Annotated in this window: 16 protein-coding genes; 10 read left to right on the forward strand and 6 right to left on the reverse strand. The window is 71.4% G+C overall.

Annotation, left to right across the window (positions count from 1 at the left end; translation table 11 throughout):
- Window positions 1-15 precede the first annotated feature (15 nt).
- On the forward strand, window positions 16-1,440 hold the full coding sequence (locus tag RB614_RS02865) for an MFS transporter (protein WP_308710727.1): 1,425 nt from the start codon (window positions 16-18) through the stop codon (window positions 1,438-1,440).
- 79 nt (window positions 1,441-1,519) lie between these two features.
- The gene (locus RB614_RS02870; RefSeq protein ID WP_308710728.1) at window positions 1,520-2,491 is read left to right on the forward strand and encodes a hypothetical protein; all 972 of its coding nucleotides are present in this window, start codon (window positions 1,520-1,522) and stop codon (window positions 2,489-2,491) included.
- Window positions 2,492-2,558: 67 nt separating this feature from the next.
- On the opposite strand, the gene RB614_RS02875 is transcribed toward RB614_RS02870, so the two are convergent.
- On the reverse strand, window positions 2,559-3,611 hold the full coding sequence (locus tag RB614_RS02875) for a glycerophosphodiester phosphodiesterase (RefSeq protein ID WP_428982918.1): 1,053 nt from the start codon (window positions 3,609-3,611) through the stop codon (window positions 2,559-2,561).
- A 107-nt stretch (window positions 3,612-3,718) separates the two neighbouring features.
- On the opposite strand from RB614_RS02875, the gene RB614_RS02880 reads away from it, so the two are divergent.
- Both RB614_RS02880 and RB614_RS02885 read left to right on the forward strand, forming a co-directional pair.
- Window positions 3,719-5,056, forward strand: a complete 1,338-nt coding sequence (locus RB614_RS02880; protein ID WP_308710730.1) for a TrkH family potassium uptake protein — start codon at window positions 3,719-3,721, stop codon at window positions 5,054-5,056.
- The gene (locus RB614_RS02885; protein ID WP_308710731.1) at window positions 5,049-5,726 is read left to right on the forward strand and encodes a potassium channel family protein; all 678 of its coding nucleotides are present in this window, start codon (window positions 5,049-5,051) and stop codon (window positions 5,724-5,726) included. The genes RB614_RS02880 and RB614_RS02885 overlap by 8 nt, the downstream gene beginning before the upstream one ends.
- A gap of 1,370 nt (window positions 5,727-7,096) precedes the next feature.
- On the opposite strand, the gene RB614_RS02890 is transcribed toward RB614_RS02885, so the two are convergent.
- Window positions 7,097-7,450, reverse strand: a complete 354-nt coding sequence (locus tag RB614_RS02890; protein WP_308710732.1) for a hypothetical protein — start codon at window positions 7,448-7,450, stop codon at window positions 7,097-7,099.
- A gap of 681 nt (window positions 7,451-8,131) precedes the next feature.
- On the opposite strand from RB614_RS02890, the gene RB614_RS02895 reads away from it, so the two are divergent.
- The 5 genes from RB614_RS02895 to RB614_RS02915 all read left to right on the forward strand — a co-directional run bounded on the left by RB614_RS02895 (window position 8,132) and on the right by RB614_RS02915 (window position 13,737).
- Window positions 8,132-8,455, forward strand: coding sequence for a ribbon-helix-helix domain-containing protein (locus RB614_RS02895; RefSeq protein WP_308710733.1), 324 nt, complete (start codon window positions 8,132-8,134; stop codon window positions 8,453-8,455).
- A 417-nt stretch (window positions 8,456-8,872) separates the two neighbouring features.
- Complete coding sequence (locus RB614_RS02900) at window positions 8,873-9,646, forward strand: SDR family NAD(P)-dependent oxidoreductase (protein ID WP_308710734.1); 774 nt, start codon at window positions 8,873-8,875, stop codon at window positions 9,644-9,646.
- An 85-nt stretch (window positions 9,647-9,731) separates the two neighbouring features.
- Window positions 9,732-10,715, forward strand: coding sequence for a coiled-coil domain-containing protein (locus tag RB614_RS02905; RefSeq protein ID WP_308710735.1), 984 nt, complete (start codon window positions 9,732-9,734; stop codon window positions 10,713-10,715).
- 16 nt (window positions 10,716-10,731) lie between these two features.
- On the forward strand, window positions 10,732-12,246 hold the full coding sequence (locus RB614_RS02910; protein WP_308710830.1) for a fused MFS/spermidine synthase: 1,515 nt from the start codon (window positions 10,732-10,734) through the stop codon (window positions 12,244-12,246).
- 45 nt (window positions 12,247-12,291) lie between these two features.
- On the forward strand, window positions 12,292-13,737 hold the full coding sequence (locus tag RB614_RS02915; protein ID WP_308710736.1) for a serine/threonine-protein kinase: 1,446 nt from the start codon (window positions 12,292-12,294) through the stop codon (window positions 13,735-13,737).
- Between the two features lie 284 nt (window positions 13,738-14,021).
- On the opposite strand, the gene RB614_RS02920 is transcribed toward RB614_RS02915, so the two are convergent.
- Genes RB614_RS02920 through RB614_RS02935 form a run of 4 tightly spaced genes read right to left on the reverse strand, consistent with a single transcriptional unit; the run spans window position 14,022 to window position 18,067 of the window.
- A complete protein-coding gene (locus tag RB614_RS02920; protein ID WP_308710737.1) occupies window positions 14,022-14,819 on the reverse strand; it encodes an inositol monophosphatase family protein in 798 nt (265 codons plus the stop codon).
- Window positions 14,812-15,264, reverse strand: a complete 453-nt coding sequence (locus RB614_RS02925) for a response regulator (protein ID WP_308710738.1) — start codon at window positions 15,262-15,264, stop codon at window positions 14,812-14,814. Before RB614_RS02925 ends, RB614_RS02920 begins: the two co-directional genes overlap by 8 nt.
- Window positions 15,261-16,856, reverse strand: a complete 1,596-nt coding sequence (locus tag RB614_RS02930; RefSeq protein WP_428982911.1) for a sensor histidine kinase — start codon at window positions 16,854-16,856, stop codon at window positions 15,261-15,263. Before RB614_RS02930 ends, RB614_RS02925 begins: the two co-directional genes overlap by 4 nt.
- Window positions 16,853-18,067: a PP2C family protein-serine/threonine phosphatase gene (locus tag RB614_RS02935; RefSeq protein WP_428982912.1), complete on the reverse strand. Its 1,215-nt coding sequence runs from the start codon at window positions 18,065-18,067 to the stop codon at window positions 16,853-16,855. Before RB614_RS02935 ends, RB614_RS02930 begins: the two co-directional genes overlap by 4 nt.
- Before the next feature lie 135 nt (window positions 18,068-18,202).
- On the opposite strand from RB614_RS02935, the gene RB614_RS02940 reads away from it, so the two are divergent.
- Window positions 18,203-20,581 (forward strand): M28 family peptidase, encoded by a 2,379-nt coding sequence (locus RB614_RS02940; RefSeq protein WP_308710739.1) that lies wholly within the window; start codon window positions 18,203-18,205, stop codon window positions 20,579-20,581.
- Window positions 20,582-20,612 lie beyond the last annotated feature (31 nt).

The following is a 20,612-nucleotide window of genomic DNA, read 5'->3' on the forward strand; positions in this document are numbered from 1 at the left end:
GAGGTGAGGACCGATGTGTTGATCGCCGCTGTCACGACCGCCGCGCTGGCCACCGGCACCCGTCGCCAGGCCACCCCGACCCTGCTGCTGGCCGCCCTCGCGGTCGCGGTCTGCCAGACCATCGTGGTCGCCGCGCTACCCGTCTTCGGCCGCGAGCTCGGCGTCAGCGCCACCGCGGCGACCTGGCTGCTGACCGCGTTCATGCTGGCCGCGGCGGTGGCCACGCCGATCGCGGGCCGCCTCGGCGACCTGTACGGCCACCGCCGCGTCCTGGTCGCCGGCCTCCTCGCGCTAGCCGCCGGCAGCCTGCTGGCCGCCCTCAGCGACCACGCCGGCTCGTTCACCGGCCTGCTGGTCGGCCGGGCCGTCCAGGGGCTCTCCGCCGGAGTGTTTCCCGTGACGTTCGGCCTGGCCCGGCTCACGGCACCGGCGGAGAAGCTGAACGGGCTGGTCGCCGCCCTGAGCGCGATGTTCGGGATGGGCGGCGCGGTTGGCATGGTCGTCGCGGGCCCGATCGTCGCCGTGAGCGGTACCGCGTGGCTCTTTTGGCTCGGTCTTGTCCTCGCGGGGGCCGCGCTCGCCGGCGCGGCCGGCCTCCCCGCGGGGCGGCCGGCCACCTCGCGCCAGGGACGGCCGGACCTCCTCGGCGCCACGTTGCTCTCCGGGACGCTGGTCGCCCTGCTGCTCGGCATCAGCCAGGGACGCGCGTGGGGCTGGGGCTCGGCGGCAACCGTGTCGACGTTCGCGGGCTGCCTCCTGCTCGGCGCCGCGTTCGTCGCGGTCGAGATGCGGACCGCCGTGCCGATCGTCGACATGCGGCTGCTGCGCCGGCCCGCGCTGGTCGGCACCAACATCGCCACCGTGGTGATCAGCGTCGGCATGTTCGCCGCGGTCACCGTCATCCCGCGGTACTCGCAGACGCCCACCGCGGCCGGCTACGGGTTTGGCGACAGCCCGGCCGAGACCGGCCTGCTCATCGCCCCCACCGCGGTACTGATGGTGGTCGCCGCGCCGGTGGCGGCCCGCCTGTCCCGGCGTACCGGCGGGCGAGCGACGTTCCAGCTGGGCGCCGCGCTCGCCGTGGCCGGGCTCGGCCTGCTCGCGTTCGCGCACAGCCAGCCGTGGCACTTCTACCTGGCCGGGGCGGTCCTCGGCGCGGCGTACGGCTTCGCGTTCGCCTCGCTCGGCGCGCTCGTCATCGGCGCGGTCGACCACACGCAGACCGGTGCGGCCTCCGGCGTCAACACGATCCTCCGCACGATCGGCGGCGCCCTCGGCGCGCAGCTCGCCGCGGTGGTGCTGGCCAGCTCCGCCCGGCCGCCGTCCGCGTTGCCCACGGAGTCCGGGTACGTCGCGGCCTTTCTCGCCTCGGCCGCTGTCGCCGCGCTCGCGTTCGTGGCCGCCCTGACGATCCGCCGACCGGTTCACTACTCTGAGTAGAATCCGCCGCTTTGATCAGCAGAAGACGACAATAATGCGTTCTTTCCGGACAGGTCGGGTGGCACATAGCGTTGAGGCTGTGAGCGGCGGACGGCGCACCATGATGCGTACGGCCGTGGTGGGCCTCGGGCTCGTCGGGCTGGCGCTGACCGTGCCCACGTTCGCGGCGGTCACCGGCGCTGCGGTCACCGGCGCAGAAAAGCCGCCGGCCGCCGACAGGCAGCCGGCCGCCGCCCCAGCCGGGCAGGCCAAGAAGTGCTGCCTCGTTCAGCTGGACGGGCCCGCCCGCACCGTGACCGCCGGCGGCGCGCCCGCCCGCTTCGAGCTGGTCGTGAGCCACTCCGCCAGGGGCTGCACGCAGACCCGGCGCACCATCGCAGTACGGCTGGAGGGCCTCGCCCCCGAGCACGTCCGGCTCGAACGGGTGGTGGCCGGGCAGGCGCTCGCCCTGCACGGCACCCCGGCCGCGGCCAGCACGGTCGAGGTGGTCGACCCGCTCGTCGACTCGAAGCTGATCTGCGGCGCGGACACCGAGGTGGCGGCGAGCTACCGGATCGCGTTCCTGGACGGCGCGCCGCCCGGGCAGGCCGAGCTCGTCGTCTCGGCGCATGCGGTCAACGGAAGGCTGCTCGACAGCGCCCGCGCGACGACCGTGGTGGTCGGGCCGGTCAGCACGACCGCGCCGCCGCCGCAGAGCACGCCGCCGGCGCCACCGGCCACCGAAGCTCCGGCGGAGACCGCCGCGCCGCCGGTCCAGGAGGAGCCCGAACCACCCTCGGCGGCCCAGCCGCCAGCCGCTGCCCGCCCGCCCCTCGACCCCAGCGCCGAGGCCAACCCGCTCTCGACCACGCTGCTGACGTCGAGCATCGTCTTCGCGCTCTCGGCGATGCTGCTGCTCGGCGTGCTGTGGCGGCTGCGCCGCCCCCGGCCCGAGGCGTCGCCGCGGCATGCGGCATCCACGGGGCACGAACCGCAGACCGCGACGCTCCCGCCCGGGGTGGGCGCGGAGCTGGCCATGCTCACCGAAGACCCCATGAGGCCAGGGTCGTGATCAAGGCTCCCCCGACGTCGTTGGAACGACTTCAAGGGAGCCTTGATCACAGACGAAAGGGCGGAAGCTACTTCGCGAAGCCCACCCGGGCGGCCACGGCCGTGTCCGGGTGGTCGCTGAAGACGCCGTCCAGGCCCAGGCCGTAGAAGAGCGCGAACTCGGCGAAGATGTCACCGCGCGCGTTCGGGTCGGTGCCGATCCGGAAGTCGGCCGGGAGGAACTGGTTTTCCGCCCGGAAGGTCCACGCGTGCACGATCAGGTCGTTACGGTGCGCGTCGCGGATCAGCGTGGTCGGCGCGAGGAGCTTGCCGGTGGCGTCGCGCGGCACGATGAGGTTCTTCTCCACGCCCACACCGTCGGCGTACCGGCTGATCCACTTCAGACCCTCGGGCTTGACCAGGTCGGCGTAGGTGCGCGGGTCGTTCGCCACGACGAAGTCGTACGGCTTGCCGGAGGAGTTGATCAGCTGGGCGAGCTTGACGTCGATCAACTTGTCGAGCTTGCGGAGGTTGGCCGTCTCGAAGGACTGGACGATCACCGCGTCCTTCTTCTCGGTGAGCCGGTTGCGCTTGAGGATCCGGACCAGCGGCTCCTCCAGCGGCAGCCCGATGCCCTGGAAGTACGTCGGGTGCTTGGTCTCCGGGTACACGCCGATCGTCCGGCCGTGCCGGCGGCTCTCGGCCCGGGCCAGGTCGATGACCTCCTGGAAGGTCGGGATCTCGAGCGTGCCGTCGAACGCGGTGTTCGTCGGGCGCACCTGCGGCAGCCGCTCCTTGGCCCGCAGCGTCTTCAGCTCGGCCAGCGTGAAGTCCTCGGTGAACCACCCGGTCACCGCCACGCCGTCGATCGTCTTGGTCGCCTTGCGGCTGGCAAACTCGGGCTTGGTGGAGACGTCCGTGGTGCCGGAGATCTCGTTTTCGTGGCGCGCCACCAGGACACCGTCCTTGGTGGAGACCAGGTCGGGCTCGATGTAGTCGGCTCCGGCCGCGATCGCCAGCCGGTACGCCTCGAGCGTGTGCTCGGGGCGGTAGCCGCTGGCTCCGCGGTGTCCGATGACGGTCGGCTCTTCGTCGCGGTGTGCGACGGCGCCGGAAGGTACGGCAACGATGGCCGCCAGCATAGCGCCGGCCAAGACCACTACTGGAAGTTTGGTTCGCACGGCCAGAGTCAAGCCGCCCTGGACGAAGGCAGACTTTCCAATGATCGGCCGTGATATGAACATGCCTGATGCGCCGGACCCTGCAGCACCCCGCTCGGATCGTGCCGCTCGCGTTCCTGGGCGTGATCGCGATCGGCACCGTCCTGCTCCTGCTGCCCGTCTCCACCCGCGGGCCGGGGTCGGCGTCGTTCATGACCGCGCTCTTCACCGCGGCCTCGGCGATCTGCACGACCGGACTGTCCCCGGTGGACGCGGCCACCTACTGGTCGGACTTCGGGCACGTCATGATCGCGCTGCTCACCCAGGTGGGCGGCTACGGCATCGCCACGATGGCGACGCTGCTCGGCCTGCTCGTCTCCCAGCGCCTGGGCCTGCGCAGCCGGCTGATGGCGCGGGCCGAGACGAGCTCCGGCCTGGCCCTCGGCGAGGTACGCACGGTGCTCGTGCTCGCCGCGGTCGTGATGCTCGCCAGCGAGGCGGTGATCGCGACGATCGTGGCCGGCCGGCTCTGGCTCGCGTACGACATGCCGCTGGGGTCGGCCATCTGGGAGGGTGTGTTCAACGCGATACAGGCGTTCAACAACTCGGGTTTCTCGCTGCGCAGTGACGGCCTCTTCGGGTTCGTCGGCGACTGGTGGATTTGCGTGCCGCTGGCGCTCGGCGTGATCATCGGTGGCCTGGGCGTGCCCGTGCTGTACGAGCTCTTCCACGAGCTGCGCCGCCCGTCCGCCTGGTCGACACATACCCGGCTGACCGTGTGGGGTTCGCTGGTGCTGCTGGCGGCGGGCTTCGCGACCGTGCTGGTCTTCGAGTGGACCAACCCCGGCACCCTCGGTCCGCTCAGCGTCACGCAGAAGATCCTGGCCGCCTTCGTACAGGGCACGATCCCCCGTTCCGGTGGCTTCAACACGGTCGACTACGGCGCGATGGACGCCGACACGACCACGCTCATCACCGGCCTGATGTTCATCGGCGGCGGCAGCGCGAGCACCGCCGGCGGCGTCAAGGTCACCACGTTCTTCCTGCTCGCGTACGTGATCTGGACCGAGGTGCGGGGCGAGCGCGACGTCGTGGTCGGCCGCCGTCGGATCGCCGAGGCCACCCAGCGGCAGGCGACCTCGGTCGCCCTTCTCGGCGTGGCGACGGTCGCCGCCGGTACCTCGGGGCTGCTCGCTCTCAGCGAGGGTGTTTCGATGGACCGGGCCCTGTTCGAGGTGACGTCGGCGTTCAGCACCGCGGGCATCACCGTCGGCCTGACCCCCGAGCTGTCCAGACCGGGACAGCTCGTGCTGATCGTGTTGATGTTCATCGGCCGGGTGGGGCCGATCGCGGTCGCCGCGGCGCTCGCGCTCAACACCCGCCACCGGCTGTACCGATACCCGGAGGAGCGACCCATCGTTGGCTGAGAAGACCAAGGCGCCGACCGCGTACGAAAACGTGGCGGTGATCGGCCTCGGCCGCTTCGGCGGTCAGGTGGCCGAGTCGCTGACCCGGCTCGGTCACGAGGTGCTCGGCGTCGACGAGGACCCCAACCTGGTGCAGCAGTGGTCCGACCGGCTCACCCACGTCGTACAGGCTGACGCCACCGACGAGGAGGTGCTGCGGCAGATCGGCATGACCGAGTTCGCCCGGGCGGTCGTCGGCATCGGCACCGACATCGAGGCGAGCGTGCTGACCGTACTGGCGCTGACCGAGATCGGCGTGCGCGAGATCTGGGCAAAGGCGATCTCGGTAAAGCACGGCAAGATCCTGCGCTCGGTCGGCGCCCACCACGTCATTTACCCCGAAGCGACGATGGGCGAGCGGGTGGCCCACCTGATCACCAGCCGCATGCTCGACTTCATCGAGCTGGACGACGACTTCGCCATCGCCAAGACCCGCGCCCCGCGCCAAGCGGTCGGCCGCACGCTGGCCGAGGTCGCCCTCCGCACGAAGTACGGCGTCACGGTGGTCGGGGTCAAGACGCACGGCGCCGACTTCATCTACGCCACGCCCGACACCGTCGTACCCAGCTCGGCGGTGCTCATCGTGGCCGGCACCACCGAGCAGGTGCAGCGCTTCGCCGCCACGACGTAGCCACCAATGAGCTACCGCGACGTCCGCGGCGGTCCGGACCGTTGCGGTCTACAGCTGCTGCGGACCGGGGCAAGATCCCGTCTGAAGAAACGTCGAACCCCTTGTGCGGGTGATCGCGGTATTTAGGTGCCCCTCCGGGGGCACTCATGTACCACGATCTGATCCTGCGGCTGATCTCGGGCGCCGATCAAGGGAAAGGGGCGGCCTAGCGCGGAGCGCCCGGGTGGTGGCGCGGTGCGGGGTTGGGGTTGTGGACCGCGCCTACGCGCCGGTCGACCCCAGGCTGCGGAATTGGCGGGCGACTACCAACGAAGCCGCGCTCGCCATCGCGCTAAGTGCCGAAACGCGGGCCGAAGCAAGCTCATCGCCAGCCGTGAAGCTTCGCCAGACGGTGCATAAAGATGGCCCTCACCCGAGCCACCGGGGAGGGCCATCAGTGCACCTGAAGCTCGCCCGCGTCAACAGACAATCCGTCAGGTTATTTGGTGCGGGCCCGGCGGCTTCGCCTTAGCCGTGCCCAGGCCGCCAGTATGGCACGCGCCCCCCGGGCAGGGAAAACCCACGGCAATTCCCGTACGCGAGCGATCAGAAATCAGCCCCGCTTTGAATTCGAAACCAGCGCCGACAAGCACATCGGATAAGGCACCACCGGGTAACGAATGGCCACTTGGCTTCTCTCATCAAATCGTTGGCACCAAGGCGACCGGATCGATTTTGGCACCTTCGCGACCAGCCCTTGGCGGCTCACACCCAAGCAAGCGCAGCGTTGGGCACCCTATGCCAAACCCGGTTTGCCTTGGGGTGGTCCCCCCAATCGGCGCGCGTAGGAGGCAAAATTGCAAAGGCGGGCCGAAAGTTGCGCAGGCGACGATTGGTGGGTCACTATGACTGTCGCGCCACACGCTTCCCGCATCTTTCGCCGTCGACGCTTCGGAAGCCACTCCGCGGCTGGATACCACGGGATGACCGATGTGTAGGAGGCCGTGCGGCGTTCGTAGTCCCGCGTCAACCGAAAATCCGGAGGGAGGTGAGGTGGATATGAGCGCGGAGCTTGATGTACGGGTTCGGATCACCAGGACGATCCTGGTCCCGGCCGTCATCCTGATCATTCTGATCATCGTGACGGTTCGGTCCGGCTGGACGCCCGGCTGATCTCGCGCCAGCGCCCGCCGGGGTTTTCCTCGCCTCGGCGGGCGTCACGGACCGGAGTCTGCCGGGCCAACGGCTTGCCGACCACCCCGAGCCGGCGCGGGTGTGGACGCTCACGTCACCCCCTCGCCGCGCGGACAACAACCCGCGCTGACCACCCCAAGACGCGGACGGCAGCCGATGTGCTCTGCCTGACGCGGCGCCGCGTCAGGCAGAAGCACCTACGGGCGGCGCCGCCGCCATGCGAACGCCAGTCCGGCACCCAACGCGCTGAGGCACACACCGGCGCTGGTCGCGAGGACGGCCCAGTAGGGAGCCTGCGCGCCCAGGCCGGCAGCGGCCGGTCCCGTCGCGAGCAACGCCGCTCCGACGCAGATGAGCAGGTAGGTCACGGCGTCGTCGAGCGACTGGTTGGCCTTGAGGCGCAGCCCGAGCCGCCGTTGCTCCAGGTCGGCGTTGAGCGTGAGCTGGTTGGGCTCGGGCGCCCGGACGAAGGTGGGATCGTTCGGACTGTAGCTGTTCGGCTCCCGGGTGAGGTCAATCGACCGGGCGACCTGTCGCTTCCGGGATGTCATCTTGCACCTCGCTCACTGGTTGCTTGCCGGATGTTGAGCGCTCCGGTTCGGGGGTGCCCGGGAGTGTCGGATGCGACCGAAGACCTGACAAACACAGTACGAAAGGCTGTTGTTGTGCAGCTCGTGACTGCTCTTTAGTCACAGTACCTGCACTCGGGCCGGTTGCCTCTAGACGCCGGTCGGCCACGTGGTGAGCAAGTTGCCAACGGCGAATGCGGTCGGCAAGTCAGCCCGACAGCCGCCCTGGCCAGGTCCTTAGGAGATCCGGAAGCCCAGCCGGCTAGGCAGGACAGGGGCGATTTGCCGGATTCGCCAGAGCATCTCGGTCGATGGGGTGACACGAATCACTCCGCCCGTCGCGGCATGTCCCCATCAAGTCGGGCGAGGTTCCGCCTAGCTGGGACTTGACGATCGCTGCGCGCTGGTCGATGGTGGAGTCATGACCGATACATACATCGCTCAGACGATGGGCATCAGCCATTCGTATCATGTCGCTAGCGGCCCCCTGGGCTATGGTGGGCCGTAGCGGTACAAGCTACATGCGAACGCCATGTCAGGTCAGGATGGTCCGCGTACGATGGTGATCGCAGGCACGGATGGCAGGCGCCGGCGCCCCCAGCCCCAGGTGCTGGGTGCCACCGCGTCCGTGTCTCTTTGGCGCCACGGAGGAGTGTGTCCCGAATGGATACCAACAAGAATCGTGCTGTCGCCGTGCGGGAGCAGACCGAGGAAAAGACAGTAGAGCCCGAGACGACCCCGCCGTCCGTGCCTCCGACGGCCGCCAGTGGTAGCCCAGGGGGTCTGGTCCGGGTAACAGTCAACCTGACGCCGAAGTCGGCGGACGCGCTGGAGGCGATCAGCGGCGCGACCGGTCTGTCGAAGACCGATGTGATCAACCGGTCGTTGCAGGTCTACCAGCTGGTCGAGGAGCTGCTCGACCGGGGTGGCGGCAGCATTCTCATCAAGCACCCGAGTGGCGAGCTGGAGCGGGTCTACATCCTGTGAGGATCGGGCGTCTCGCTCTGTCGCCGCACGTGGATATCGGCGAGCGCGGTTAATTCGGCCGGCGGCAGGTCGACGTCGCGCCGGTCCGACGCATTTGTGGATTCCGCGGTGGATGCGGACTCCGTGCCAAATGCGATTCTCGCGTCGGCGTGGTGCGTAGGCATCTGCTCCGACAAGTCCAGCCTGTCGCCTATCATGCCGTGACCCCTCTAGACATGCTGACTCGCCAAAGTCTGCCAGGAACGCCCTTGGAGCAGCTGATCCGTTTGGCGCCACCTCGCGTAACGTTCGGGTGGGGTGCCCAAGTCGGCCGGTGGATTAACGGCGCCCTCGTGTCAGATTGGCGTCAGTCATGACCGGGGCGACGTGATGTACGGCTCAATAGCCGGCCGTCGCTTCGCCCATTAAAATCCGCCTGTGTCCGCATACCTGGAGCGTCTTTTCTCGCTGGATGGGCGCGTGGCGGTCGTGACCGGTGGCAGCTCGGGGATCGGCCGCGCGATCGCGGAGGCCCTCGGTCGCGCGGGCGCCAAGGTGGTGCTGGTCGCGCGGCGCGAGGCGCCGCTGGCCGCGGTCGTCGCCGAGCTCGCCGCCGTCGGGGTGGAGGCGGCGGCGGTCTGCGCCGACCTCGGCGACCGCCAGGCACTGCGGGCGGCGGCCGAGGCGGCCGCCGGGTGGTACGGCGAGCCCGACATCCTGGTCAACTCCGCCGCCATCAACCGGCGCCCGCACCTGTCCGACCTCACCGAAGACGACTGGGACGCGACGATCTCCGCCAACCTCGCCGCGCCCTTCCTGCTCGGCCAGCGCTTCGGCCCGCCGATGGCGGCCCGGGGCTGGGGCCGGATCATCAACATCGCCTCCCAGCAGTCGGTACGGGCGTACGGCAACAGCGGTGCGTACGGGGCGGCGAAGGCGGGGCTGGCCGGGCTGACCCGCGCGCAGGCCGAGGCGTGGTCGCGGCACGGCGTCACGTCCAACGCGATCGCGCCCGGCATCGTGCGCACGCCGCTGACCGCGGAGTTCTTCGCCGACCCGGCGCGGGTGGCGTCGGCGGCCGCCCGCACGATGGTGGGGCGCAATGGCGAGCTGGGCGACTTCGCGGGTGCGGCGGTGTTTCTGGCGAGCGCGTCGAGCGGATACGTGACCGGCCAGACACTCTTCGTGGACGGCGGCTTCTCCGTCGCGTGATCGGTCCGTCCTATACCACAGCGGTGCCTTAATTCTGAGGCTCGTGTGACTAGCGGGGCTGCTGGTTCCGGTAGGCTCTCGCACCGTGCTTCGTCGTCCGCTAGCGGTGCTGCTCGGTCTGGTCCTGGCTTGGATCGCCACGGGGCCCGCGGCGGCAGCGCCAAACACCGACGACGAGGGCGCCTCCAAGACCCTCCGGGTGCAGTTGGAGGCAGCCAACAAGGGGCACATCGAGGCCAAGGCCAAGCTCGCCAATTCTAAAAAGCACCAGCTCGAGCTCAACCTCCAGCTGCGCAAGGTCCAAGAGCAGCTGGCCGTGGTCAGCGGCGAGGTGGCCGTGCTCGCCGCGGAGTCCTACCGGGTCGGCCGGCTCACGCCGATCAACATGATGCTCAACAGCGCCACGCCCAACGAGTTCCTGCAGCGGGCCTCCGGCCTCGAGCTGCTGGCCCAGCGCGACGGCGCGGCGATGCGCCGGCTCACCGAGGCGCGCGAAGAGGTCGCGCGCACCAAGGCCGCGATCGACAACGAGGTCCGCGAGCAGGCCAAGCAGGTCGCCATCATGGCCGCGAAGAAGAAGGACCTGGAGAAGGCGCTCGGCATCGGTACGGCCGGCGGTTTCGTCGACGCCAGCTCGCCGCTCGCCCAGCCGGCGCCGCGCAACTCCGACGGTTCCTGGCCGAGCGAAAAGTGCATCGTCGACGACCCGACCACGAGCGGCTGCATCACCGCGCGCACGCTGCACGCGTACAACCAGGCGCGGGCGGCCGGCTTCAAGCGGTACACGTCCTGCAAGCGCAGCGGGGGCGGTGGTGAGCATCCGTTGGGCCGGGCATGTGACTTCTCGTCAGCGGAGTCGACCTTCAAAGACAGTGACGCGACCGGTGACGACCGCACATATGGCAACCGGTTGGCCGCGTTTTTCGTGAAGAACGCCGACCGTCTGGGCGTGCTCTACGTGATCTGGTTCCGGCAGATCTGGTCGCCGGCGTCGGGCTGGAGGGCGTACAGCGGGAGTGGTAGTGCGGCGGCACGGCACACGAATCACGTGCACCTCTCGATAATCTGATTACCCTTTCTCCTTGATGGAGACAATTCCGCAGACCACCACACCCCTGCCGCCCAAGCTCGCGGCCGCACTCGTCTTCCTGGCGAGCGGCGCCGTCCTCGTGCTGGAGACGGTCGCGTTACGCCTCGTGGGGCCGTACGTCGGCGTGACCCTCCAGGTGACCAGCGCGGTCATCGGCGTCGCGCTGGGCGCCATCGCCTACGGGGCGTGGCTGGGCGGCTACCTCGCCGACCGGCAGGACCCGCGCCGCCTCCTCGCTCCGGCGCTGGTGCTCGCCGCGATCGCCACGGCCGTGACGCTGCCGGTCGTACGGTGGGCCGGCGAGGGGCTGCGCGGCAGCGCCGACACCGGCATCATCCTGCTCACCGCGCTGGCCGTCTTCCTTCCCGCCGCGCTGCTCTCCGGCGTCAGCCCGCTGGTGGTCAAGCTCCAGCTCGGCGACCTGCGGCGCACCGGCCAGGTGGTCGGCAAGCTGTCCAGCATCGGCACGCTGGGCGGCATCACGGCCACGCTGGTCACCGGCTTCGTGCTGGTCGCCGCCCTGCCCACCACCGTGATCATCCTGGGGCTGGCCGGGCTGCTCGGCGCGATCGGCATCGGCCTCGGGGTGTACCTGCACCGCCGGGACCCCGTGCCGAGCCCGCCCCGCGCCCGCGCGCTGCTCGCCGCGGTCGGGCTGGCCGGCGCCGGACTCTCCACTGTGGCGCCCAACCCCTGCGACGTCGAGACGGCGTACCACTGCGCGACGGTCGTCGAGGACCCGGCCTACCCGTTCGGCCGCACCCTGATGCTCAACTCGGCCCGCCACTCGTACGTCGACCTGGGCAACCCGGAGCACCTGGAGTTCGCGTACACCCAGTGGATCGCTGCGGTCGCCGACAAGATGGCGCCGGAGGGCAGGCCGCTCGACGCGCTGCATCTGGGCGGCGGCGGGTTCACGATGCCGCGCTACCTCAACGCCACCCGCCCGGGCGGCACCAACGAGGTGTACGAGATCGACGGCGGGCTCGTCGACCTGGCCCGCGACGAGCTGGGGCTACGCACCGGCCCCGACCTCACGCCGGTGGTCGGTGACGCCCGCGTGCTGCTCACCGCCCGCCCCGCGGCGAGCGTTGACTTCGTGGTGGGCGACGCGTTCGGCCACCTGGTGGTCCCCTGGCACCTCGCCACCCGGGAGATGGCCGAGCAGATCCACCGCACGCTGCGTCCCGGCGGCGTGTACACGCAAAACGTGATCGACTACCCGCCGCTGCGCTTCATCCGCGCCGAGATGGCGACCGTCGCCGAAGTCTTCCCGCACGTCGCGCTGATCGCCCCGCCCAACGCGCTGGCCGGCAACCAGGGCGCCAACTTCGTGATCGTCGCCTCCGACCGGCCGCTGCCCCTCGACGCGATCCACGCCCAGCTCGTCAGCGCCTCGCTGGAACCGGTCACGCTTCTTTCCGGCGCCCAGCTGAAGGAGTTCGTGGCGGACGCGCGGGTGCTGACCGACGACTTCGCACCGGTCGACCAACTCCTTGCCGGACCGTGACCGTTCCCAGGTGTAGCCGCTGACGGGCGGGGCAATTGATTTGGCATGACGGTGCTGGGAGGGCGGTACCGCCTTGTTGAACGGCTCGGCGCGGGCGGCATGGCGGTGGTCTGGCGGGCGTACGACGAAGTGCTCGACCGACCGGTCGCCGTAAAGGTGCTCGCGCCCCGGCTCGCCGCCGACCCCCACCGCCGCCGGCAGCTGCGCGCCGAGGCGCAGGCGGCCGGAAAGCTCTGCCACCCGCACATCACGAACGTGTACGACTACGGCGAGCGGGACGAGTCCCCGTACGTGGTCATGGAGCTGATCGACGGGCAGTCGATGGCGACGGCGCTCGACCGCGATGGCCCCCTGCCCTGGCCGGAGGCGGTCAAGGCGTGCGGCGAGGTGGCGTCCGCGCTCGCCGTCGCGCACGCGCACGGCGTCGTGCACCGCGACGTGAAGCCCTCCAACGTCATGCTCACCGCCGCCGGGGCGAAGGTGGTCGACTTCGGCATCTCCGCGCTGGTCGGCGCGAGCGACGCGACACCCGACGGCAGCCTTCTCGGCACTCCCGCGTACCTCGCGCCGGAGCGGCTGGAGGGTGGGCAGGTCTCGCCGGCCACCGACGTGTACGCGCTGGGCCTGCTCCTCTACCGCGCGCTCACCGGGCACCTGCCGTGGGAGGCGGCCACCACGACGCAGATGCTCCGCGCCCACCGGTACAGCGACCCCGGCCCGCTGCCACCCGTCGAAGGGCTGCCCGAGGCGGTCGCCCTGCTCTGCCGGCGGTGCCTGGCCAAGCGGCCGGAGAACCGGCCGAGCAGCGCGGAGGCGGCGGGCGTGCTGGCGTCGTTCTCGTCGCCCTCGTGGGTCCCGGTCGCCACACCGGCCCCACCGGCACGCGGGCGCCAGTGGACCGGCGCGGCACTGGCCGCGGCCGCGCTGCTCGCCGTCGTCGGAGGGCTGTGGGTCCACGGCAGCAGGAGCCCATCGGGTACGGCCGGCGCGGGCGCCGCCGCCGCCGCGGTGGTACTGCCCGAGGCCTCGACCCGGCCCGCGCTGGCCTGCTCGGTGGCGTACGCGCTGAAGCGGGACTCCGGTCGCGAGTTCCACGCTGACCTGACCGTCACGAACGCCGGTGGGCAGCCGGTCGACGGGTGGCGGCTGACCTTCGCGTTCCCGGGCGACCAGCGGCTCGTCGGCGCCCGCTCGGTGAAGTTCGCGCAGGCCGGCCGCGACGTGGTGATCGAACCGTCGGGCCAGCGGGCGATCGCGGCCGGCGACTCGGTGGCGATGGGCCTGACCGGCCGGTACGAGAAGGGGAATCCGCTACCCACCGCGTTCGCGGTGGACGGCACCGAGTGCGAGGCGTTGGTCTCCGGCGCCCCGCCGGCGCCAGCCAGCCCCGGCTCGGGCCCCGGCTCGGGCTCCGGCGCGTCCGACGGCGACAACTCCGGCAAGGGCAACGGCAAATCAGGAAAGGGCAACGGCGACGAAGAGAACGACTAAAGACCTCTCGGGTCGGGTCACGGTTCGGGCCGCCTGGGTGATCGTGGTATCTGGGTGCCCCTATCGGGGCACTGAAATACCATGATCTGCGCCTGGGTCGATCTCGGAAGGTGGTCGCCTCCGCAGGAGGGCTCGGACCACCCGGACGGGGAGCGGTGCCGCAGGCGGGCCGGGTCGTTCGGCCGGGGTGGGGTGGGTTGTGAACCGCGGAGGGCGAGGCCGCGGAAACGCAGCCGCGCAACGGTCTGGACCACCAGCGGACGTCGCGGTAGCTCGGGTCCGCGTCAGCTGAGCAGGGTGGCGTGGACGCGGCGCCAGGTGGCCTCGTTGGCGGCGGCGAGCAGGCCGTGGCCGTCGCCGGTCAGGTCGTACGGCGAGCCGTCCAGCCGGTGCACGACGCCGCCGGCCTCCTGGACCAGCAGCGTGCCGGGCATGTGGTCCCACGGGAGCGTGCGCCAGAAGAGCACGAAGTCTTGGGCGCCGGTGACGATGTCGACGTACTCGCGGCCGGCGCAGTGCAGGCCCGGCAGCACCTCGTCGATGGCCGACAGGCCGCGCTGGACGCGGGCCTTGATGTCGGCGGGGAGGAAGCGGCTCAGTGCGGCCCCGCGCAGCGGGCCGGAGGCACCGTCGGGCAGGGTGGCGCGGGTGCCGTCGACGTACGTGCCGGAGCCCGCCTCGGCCACCGCGAGCGTGCCGGCCAGCGGGTCGAGGATCCAGGCCGCGATCGGCGCACCGCCGCGGACCAGGCCGGCCATGATGGCGAACGGGCCGTGGCCGGCCGCGAAGTTGCCGGTGCCGTCGATCGGGTCGACGATCCAGACCGAGCCCGGCTCGTGGAGCAGCTCCAGCAGGGACGGGTCGGCGGCGACGCCCTCCTCGCCCACCACGAGCGAGTCCGGCAGGAGCGCGCGGAGGCCGTTGGCGATCAGCGTCTCGGCCCGCCGGTCGGCGACCGTGACCACCTCGCCGGGCGCCTTCTCCTCGACGTCGCCCTCGGCCAGGTGCTGAAAGGAGGGCAGCACCACGGTGGCCGCCGCCTCGCGCAGCAGCTGCCCGACCGAGTCGATCAGGTCAGCCACGAGGCGGCAGCTTCACCACGCTGACGAAGAACTCGTCGATCTGGCGGACCACGGCGATGAACCGGTCGAAGTCGACCGGCTTGGTGACGTACGCGTTCGCGTGCAGCTCGTAGCTGCGCAGGATGTCTTCGTCGGCCTGCGAGGTGGTGAGGACGACCACCGGGATGCGGCCGAGCTTTTCGTCCTTCTTGATCTCGGCGAGCACCTCGCGGCCGTCGCGGCGGGGCAGGTTGAGGTCGAGCAGGATGAGGTCCGGCGGGACGGCGTCCTTGTACTCCCCCTGGCGGCGCAGGTAGGCGAGGGCGGCGTCGCCGTCGGTGACCACGGTGAGCTTGTTGCGGAGCTTGTGCTCCTCGAATGCCTCCTGCGTCATCAGGACGTCGCCCGGATCGTCTTCGACCAAGAGGACCTCGATCGGGCTCCTCCCGTCGGCGGGGACCGTCACGCGTTCACCTCGCTGTCTCGCACCGGCTCATTCTCGCCCGCCGGCTCATCCTCCCTCCCGGCAAGCACCGGGAGCGTGAACCTGATCACCGTACCCTCGTCGACGTCCGGCGCGACCCAGATCCGGCCGCCATGGTATTCGACGATCTTCTTTGCGATGGCGAGGCCGATGCCGGTGCCCGGGTACGAATCCTTGGCGTGCAGCCGCTGAAAGATCACGAAAATCTTGTCGGCGAACTCCTGCTCGACGCCGATCCCGTTGTCGCGGCAGCTGATCTCCCACTCGTCGTCGACCCGCACCGCGGAGATGTGCACGCGAGGCGGGCGGTCGGGGTGGCGAAACTTCATCGAGTTGCTCACCAGGTTGGCCAGCAGCGTGGTCAGCAGCGCCTGCTCGCCCAGCACGGTGGGGAGCTCGTCCCAGGTCAGCTCCCCGCCGGCGTAGTTGCGGGCGGACTCGGTCTGGCTCGCCACGTCGGCCATCAGCACGTTGAGGTCGACCTCGGTAAAGCCAGCGGTCATCCGCCCGATCCGGGAGAACGCGAGCAGGTCGTTGATCAGGCGCTGCATCCGCTGCGCGCCGTCGACCGCGAACGCGATGTACTGGTCGGCGCGCTCGTCGAGCTGGCCCGCGTACCGCCGCTGGAGCAGCTGGCAGAAGCTGGCCACCTTGCGCAGCGGCTCCTGGAGGTCGTGCGAGGCCACGTACGCGAACTGCTCCAGGTCGCGGTTGGAGCGCATCAGCTCCTCGGCTTGGCTCTGGAGCTGGCCGTTGACCCACTCGACCCGCTCCCGCGCCTCGCGTACCTCGGCGAGGTCGGCGGCGATCTTCCGGCGCATGCCCTCGACGTCGACGGCCAGCGTGGCGAGCTCAGGCGGGCCGGTGGTCTCGATCGGGTGGTCGTACTGGCCGCCGGCCACCGCCCGGACCTGCTCGGCGAGGCCGGTCAACGGCTCGATCACCATCCGGCGCAGCGAGACCAGCAGCGCGACCCCGGCCAGCAGCACGATCAGGGTGGCCGCGATGAGCAGTACGACCAGGAGGTTGCTGCTGCTCTTGGCCTGATCGGCCGTCTCGTTGCGAAATACCCGGATCTCGGCCTGCAGCGCCTCCACCGTGGCCCGGAGCTGGTCGAACTGCTGGCGGGACGCGTCGTTGACGAGCGCCTGGCCGGCCGCCGCGCCCTGGCTCCGGACCGTCGCGATCACCGGCTCGGCGACGTCACGCCGCCAGGCGGAGGCGCCCTCGGTCACCCGCTGCAGGCGATCCCGGATGCCTTGCTCGTCTTCGACCAGGGCAAGCATGGCGTCGGTCAGCCGGCGCTCCTCGGCGATCCCGTTCGTGTACGGCTGGAGGTCCTGCTCGTTGCCGTTGAGCGCGAAGCCCCGCACCGACGTCTCCTGGTCGACCAGGGCGGTGAGCAGCGCCTCCGACTCGGTGCGCAGCGGGGTGGCGCGGTTGGCCAGCGTGTCGACCTGCGAGCGGGTGGCCGCGGCGGTGCCCGAGGCGGCGATCGCGACCAGCGCCAGCATCCCGCCGACCACGGCACAGAGTGCGGTCACCCGCTGCCGCAGGCTCCAGGATCGCTTCACCGTCCGGCGCCCCTCGAGATCAGCAGCATCGCGACGTCGTCGGCGAGCGGGCCGTCGTTGGCGTCCTCGGCCCGCCCGATCAGCCACTGCGGCAGGGCGCGCAGGTCGACGTCGCGCGCCTCCCGCTCGCCGAGCAGCGCGCACAGGCCACTCACGTCGAGCCGCTCGTTGCCGCGCCCCACCCGCCCTTCGATGAGGCCGTCCGTGTACATCAACAGGGACCAGTCCTCACCGTCGAACTCCAGGTCGTAGGGGCGGGGCGGCCGGGGCTGCACGCCGAGCAGCAGCCCGTGCGGCGCCGGCACCGGCCGTACCTTGCCGCCGGAGAGCAGCAGCGGTGGCGGGTGGCCGGCCAGCCGGAAGGTCGCCCGGTTGCCGGGGAGGTCGAGCGTCACGGCGGCGACGGTCGCGAAGATCTCGCGGGCCTTGCGCTCGCTCATCAGCACCTGCTCCAGCGCCGGCAGCACCGCGTCTTCGGGGACGCCGGCGAGGATCAGGGCCCGCCAGGCCACCCGGAGCTCGACGCCGAGCGCCGCCTCGTCGGCACCGTGGCCGCACACGTCGCCGACGATCAGGTGCAGCCGATGGTCCGCCTGCACCACGTCGTAGAAGTCGCCGCCGATGACGGCGGCATGCCGGCCCGGCTGGTAGAAGGGGTGGGTCTGGACCAGGTCGGTGGTCATCAACGGCTGGGGCAGCAGGCCGCGCTCCAGCCGGGCCGACTCCTCCGCGCGAAGCTCCACCTCGCGCAGCCGCCGGGCGTTTTCGTCGGCCCGCTTGCGCTCCACCGCGTAGCGCAGCGCGCGGGTCAGCAGCACCCCGTCGACCTGGCCCTTGAGCAGGTAGTCCTGTGCGCCCTCGGCGACCGCGCCGACGCCGAGGTGCTCGTCCTGGCGGCCGGTCAGCACGACGACCGCCGCGTGCACGGCCATCATCAGCACCTGGCGGAGCCCGTCGAGCCCCTGCGCGTCGGGCAGGCCGAGATCGAGCAGGACGCAGTCGACGCCGGCCACCCGCTCGCGCGCGTCGGTGAGGCTGCTGGCCACCACGAGGTCGACCTTGGCGTCGGCCTCGGCGAGCAGCTCGCCGACGAGGAACGCGTCGGCCTCGTCGTCTTCCACGAGGAGCACGCGCAGCCGCTCGCCGCTGGGCATGCTGGCACCCGGATCGGCCCCTCCGTACGGATATGCCCGCGGAGGCACGACGGTCATCGCGCGCCTCCGCGGGAGCGCGGCGATGACACCCGTGCGACAGACATGCCAACACGCTAGGCCACGTGTGGCAGTACCGGCGACCCGCCGTGCCCCAGGATGCCAGGGCGGCGTTCCGGCCGCATGATGTCAGCCATGGTCGTGGATCTCGAACGCCCCGCGGACCGCGCTCTCACCCGCCCCCGCCGCCGCGGTCTGTCCGCGCTCGCGGCCGTCGCCGCGCTGGTCGCGGTCGGCGCGATCACCTTGCTCGACCTCCGGCCGCCGGAGCCCCGCCCCGCGGACGCGCCGGCGGCGGAGTTCAGCGCCGGTCGGGCGTACCCGCATGTGGCGGCGCTCGGCGCGCATACGCACGTGGCCGGCAGCGCCGCGAACGACCGTAACCGCGAGCGGATCGAGGCGACGCTCCGCGATCTCGGCCTGTCCCCGGCGGTACAGGACACGGTGGGCACCGAGGCGGGGCAGCTCTCCGGCGGCTCGGGCGGCGCGACGTTCGCCCGGGTGCGCAACGTGGTGGCCACGCTACCCGGCACCGACTCGACGGGCCGGGTCTTCCTGGTCGCCCACTACGACTCGGTACAGGTGGGGCCGGGCGGCAACGACGACGGCGCGGGCGTGGCCACGATCCTGGAGGTGGCGCGGGCGCTGACCAGCGGGCCGCGCCCCCGCAACGACGTGGTGTTCGTGCTGACCGACGCCGAGGAGGCGTGCCTCTGCGGCGCCTCGGCGTTCGTCTCGGCGCACCCGCTCGCCGCGAACGGTGGCGTGGTCCTCAACCTCGAAGCGCGCGGCAGCGGCGGCCCGGTCATCACGTTCGAGACGTCCCGCCGCAACGCCGGGCTGGTGAACGCCTTCGGGCGGGCCGCGCCGCACCCGGTGGGCACGTCGTTCGCGGTCGAGGTGTACCGGCTGCTGCCCAACGACACCGACTTCACCCCGTTTCTCGACAAGGGTTTCGCCGGCCTCAACTCCGCGTACATCGACGGCGCGGCCGTCTACCACACCCCGCTGGACACGCCCGCCACGATGGACCGGGCGAGCCTGCAGCAGCACGGCGACAACGCGCTGGCGCTGGCCCGCGAGTTCGGCCGGGTCGATCTGTCCACTGTGGAGGCCAGTGGCGACGCCACCTACTTCCCGGTCCCCGGCGGCCTGGCCCGCTACCCGGGCTGGCTGACCTGGCCGCTGGCGCTCGCCGCGCTGGTCGCGACCGCCGCGCTGGCCTGGCTCGCCCGCCGCCGCGGCCGCACCACCTGGCCGCGGGTGGTCGCCGGGCTCGGGCTGGGACTCGTGCCGGTGCTGCTCGCGCCGGTGCTGGCCCAACTGCTGTGGGCGCTGCTCGCCGCGATCCGGCCGGGATACACCGAGATGATCGACCCATACCGCCCGCTGTGGTTCCGGCTCGCGGTGATCTCACTCTCCGCGGCGGTCCTTTTCACCTGGTACGCGTTGCTGCGTCGCCGCCTCGGTCCGGCGGCTCTGGCCATCGGCGGTCTCGGCTGGCTTGTGGTGTTCGGCCTGGCGCTGGCGTTCGTGGCGCCCGGCGGCTCGTACCTGGCCGCGCTCCCCGCCCTCGCCGCCGCTCTGGCTGGGATCCTCGCGCTCGCCGTCCCGCGGATCGCGGTCGTGGCGGTCACCGCCGGCGCCGCCGTGGCCACCGTGATCCTGGTACCCACGGTCACGCTCCTCTTTCCCGCGCTGGGGTTGGCGATGGGCGCGGTGGGTGCCCTCTTCGCGGTACTGCTCGGGCTCGCCGCGCTGCCCGTGGTCGACCTGCTCTTCGCCGAAGCCGGCGGGCAGCGGGCGCTGGCCGCGATGCTGGCCCGGCGCCACGCGATCTACCCGGGGCTGGCCGGCGCGCTGGCCGCGGTCGCGTTCACGGTGACGGGGTTCTCGGCGAACGGCTTCGACGCGGAGCACCCCTCGCCGACCCACCTCATGTACGCGCTGGACGCCGGCACCGGCAAGGCGACCTGGCTCAGCCTGGAGCGCGGCGAGCAGGAGTGGACGTCGCGGTACGTCTCCGGCGAGCCCGCGCCCCTGCCCGACTTTCCCGCCCTGGGCGACGGCGAGTTTCGCACCGGGCCGGCGCAGGCGGCCGCGCTGCCAGCGCCCACAGTGGACGTTCAGCCGCTCACCAGCGCGCCGGGCGAGCGGCACCTGCGCCTGCGCGTCCGGCCGCAGCGTCCGGTACGGCTGCTGTCTTTGCACGTGGACGCCGCGACCGCGACGGTCGTCTCGGCCCGGGTCGCCGGCCAGGCCGCGCCGGTGGGCCGGGAGGGCGAACGCTGGTCCTTCGGCATGGTCTTCCACGCCCCGCCGCCGGAGGGCGTCGAGGTGGAGCTGGTGCTGCGGCCGTCCGGCGGCCCGGCGGGCCAGGTGAGCCTGCGGGTGATGGACGGCAGCGACGGGCTGAGCGGCCTGCCGGGCTACCGCCCCCGCCCGCCGGACGTGGGGATCGCCGGATCCCACACCAGCGAGCTGGTGGCGGTAGCCACGACAGTCCCTATCTAGCCCTCGTCGTTGTGCGCTCTAGCCCTCGTCG

Source organism: Phytohabitans maris (assembly GCF_031085175.1).
In the GTDB taxonomy this organism is placed as follows: Bacteria; Actinomycetota; Actinomycetes; order Mycobacteriales; family Micromonosporaceae; genus Phytohabitans; species Phytohabitans maris.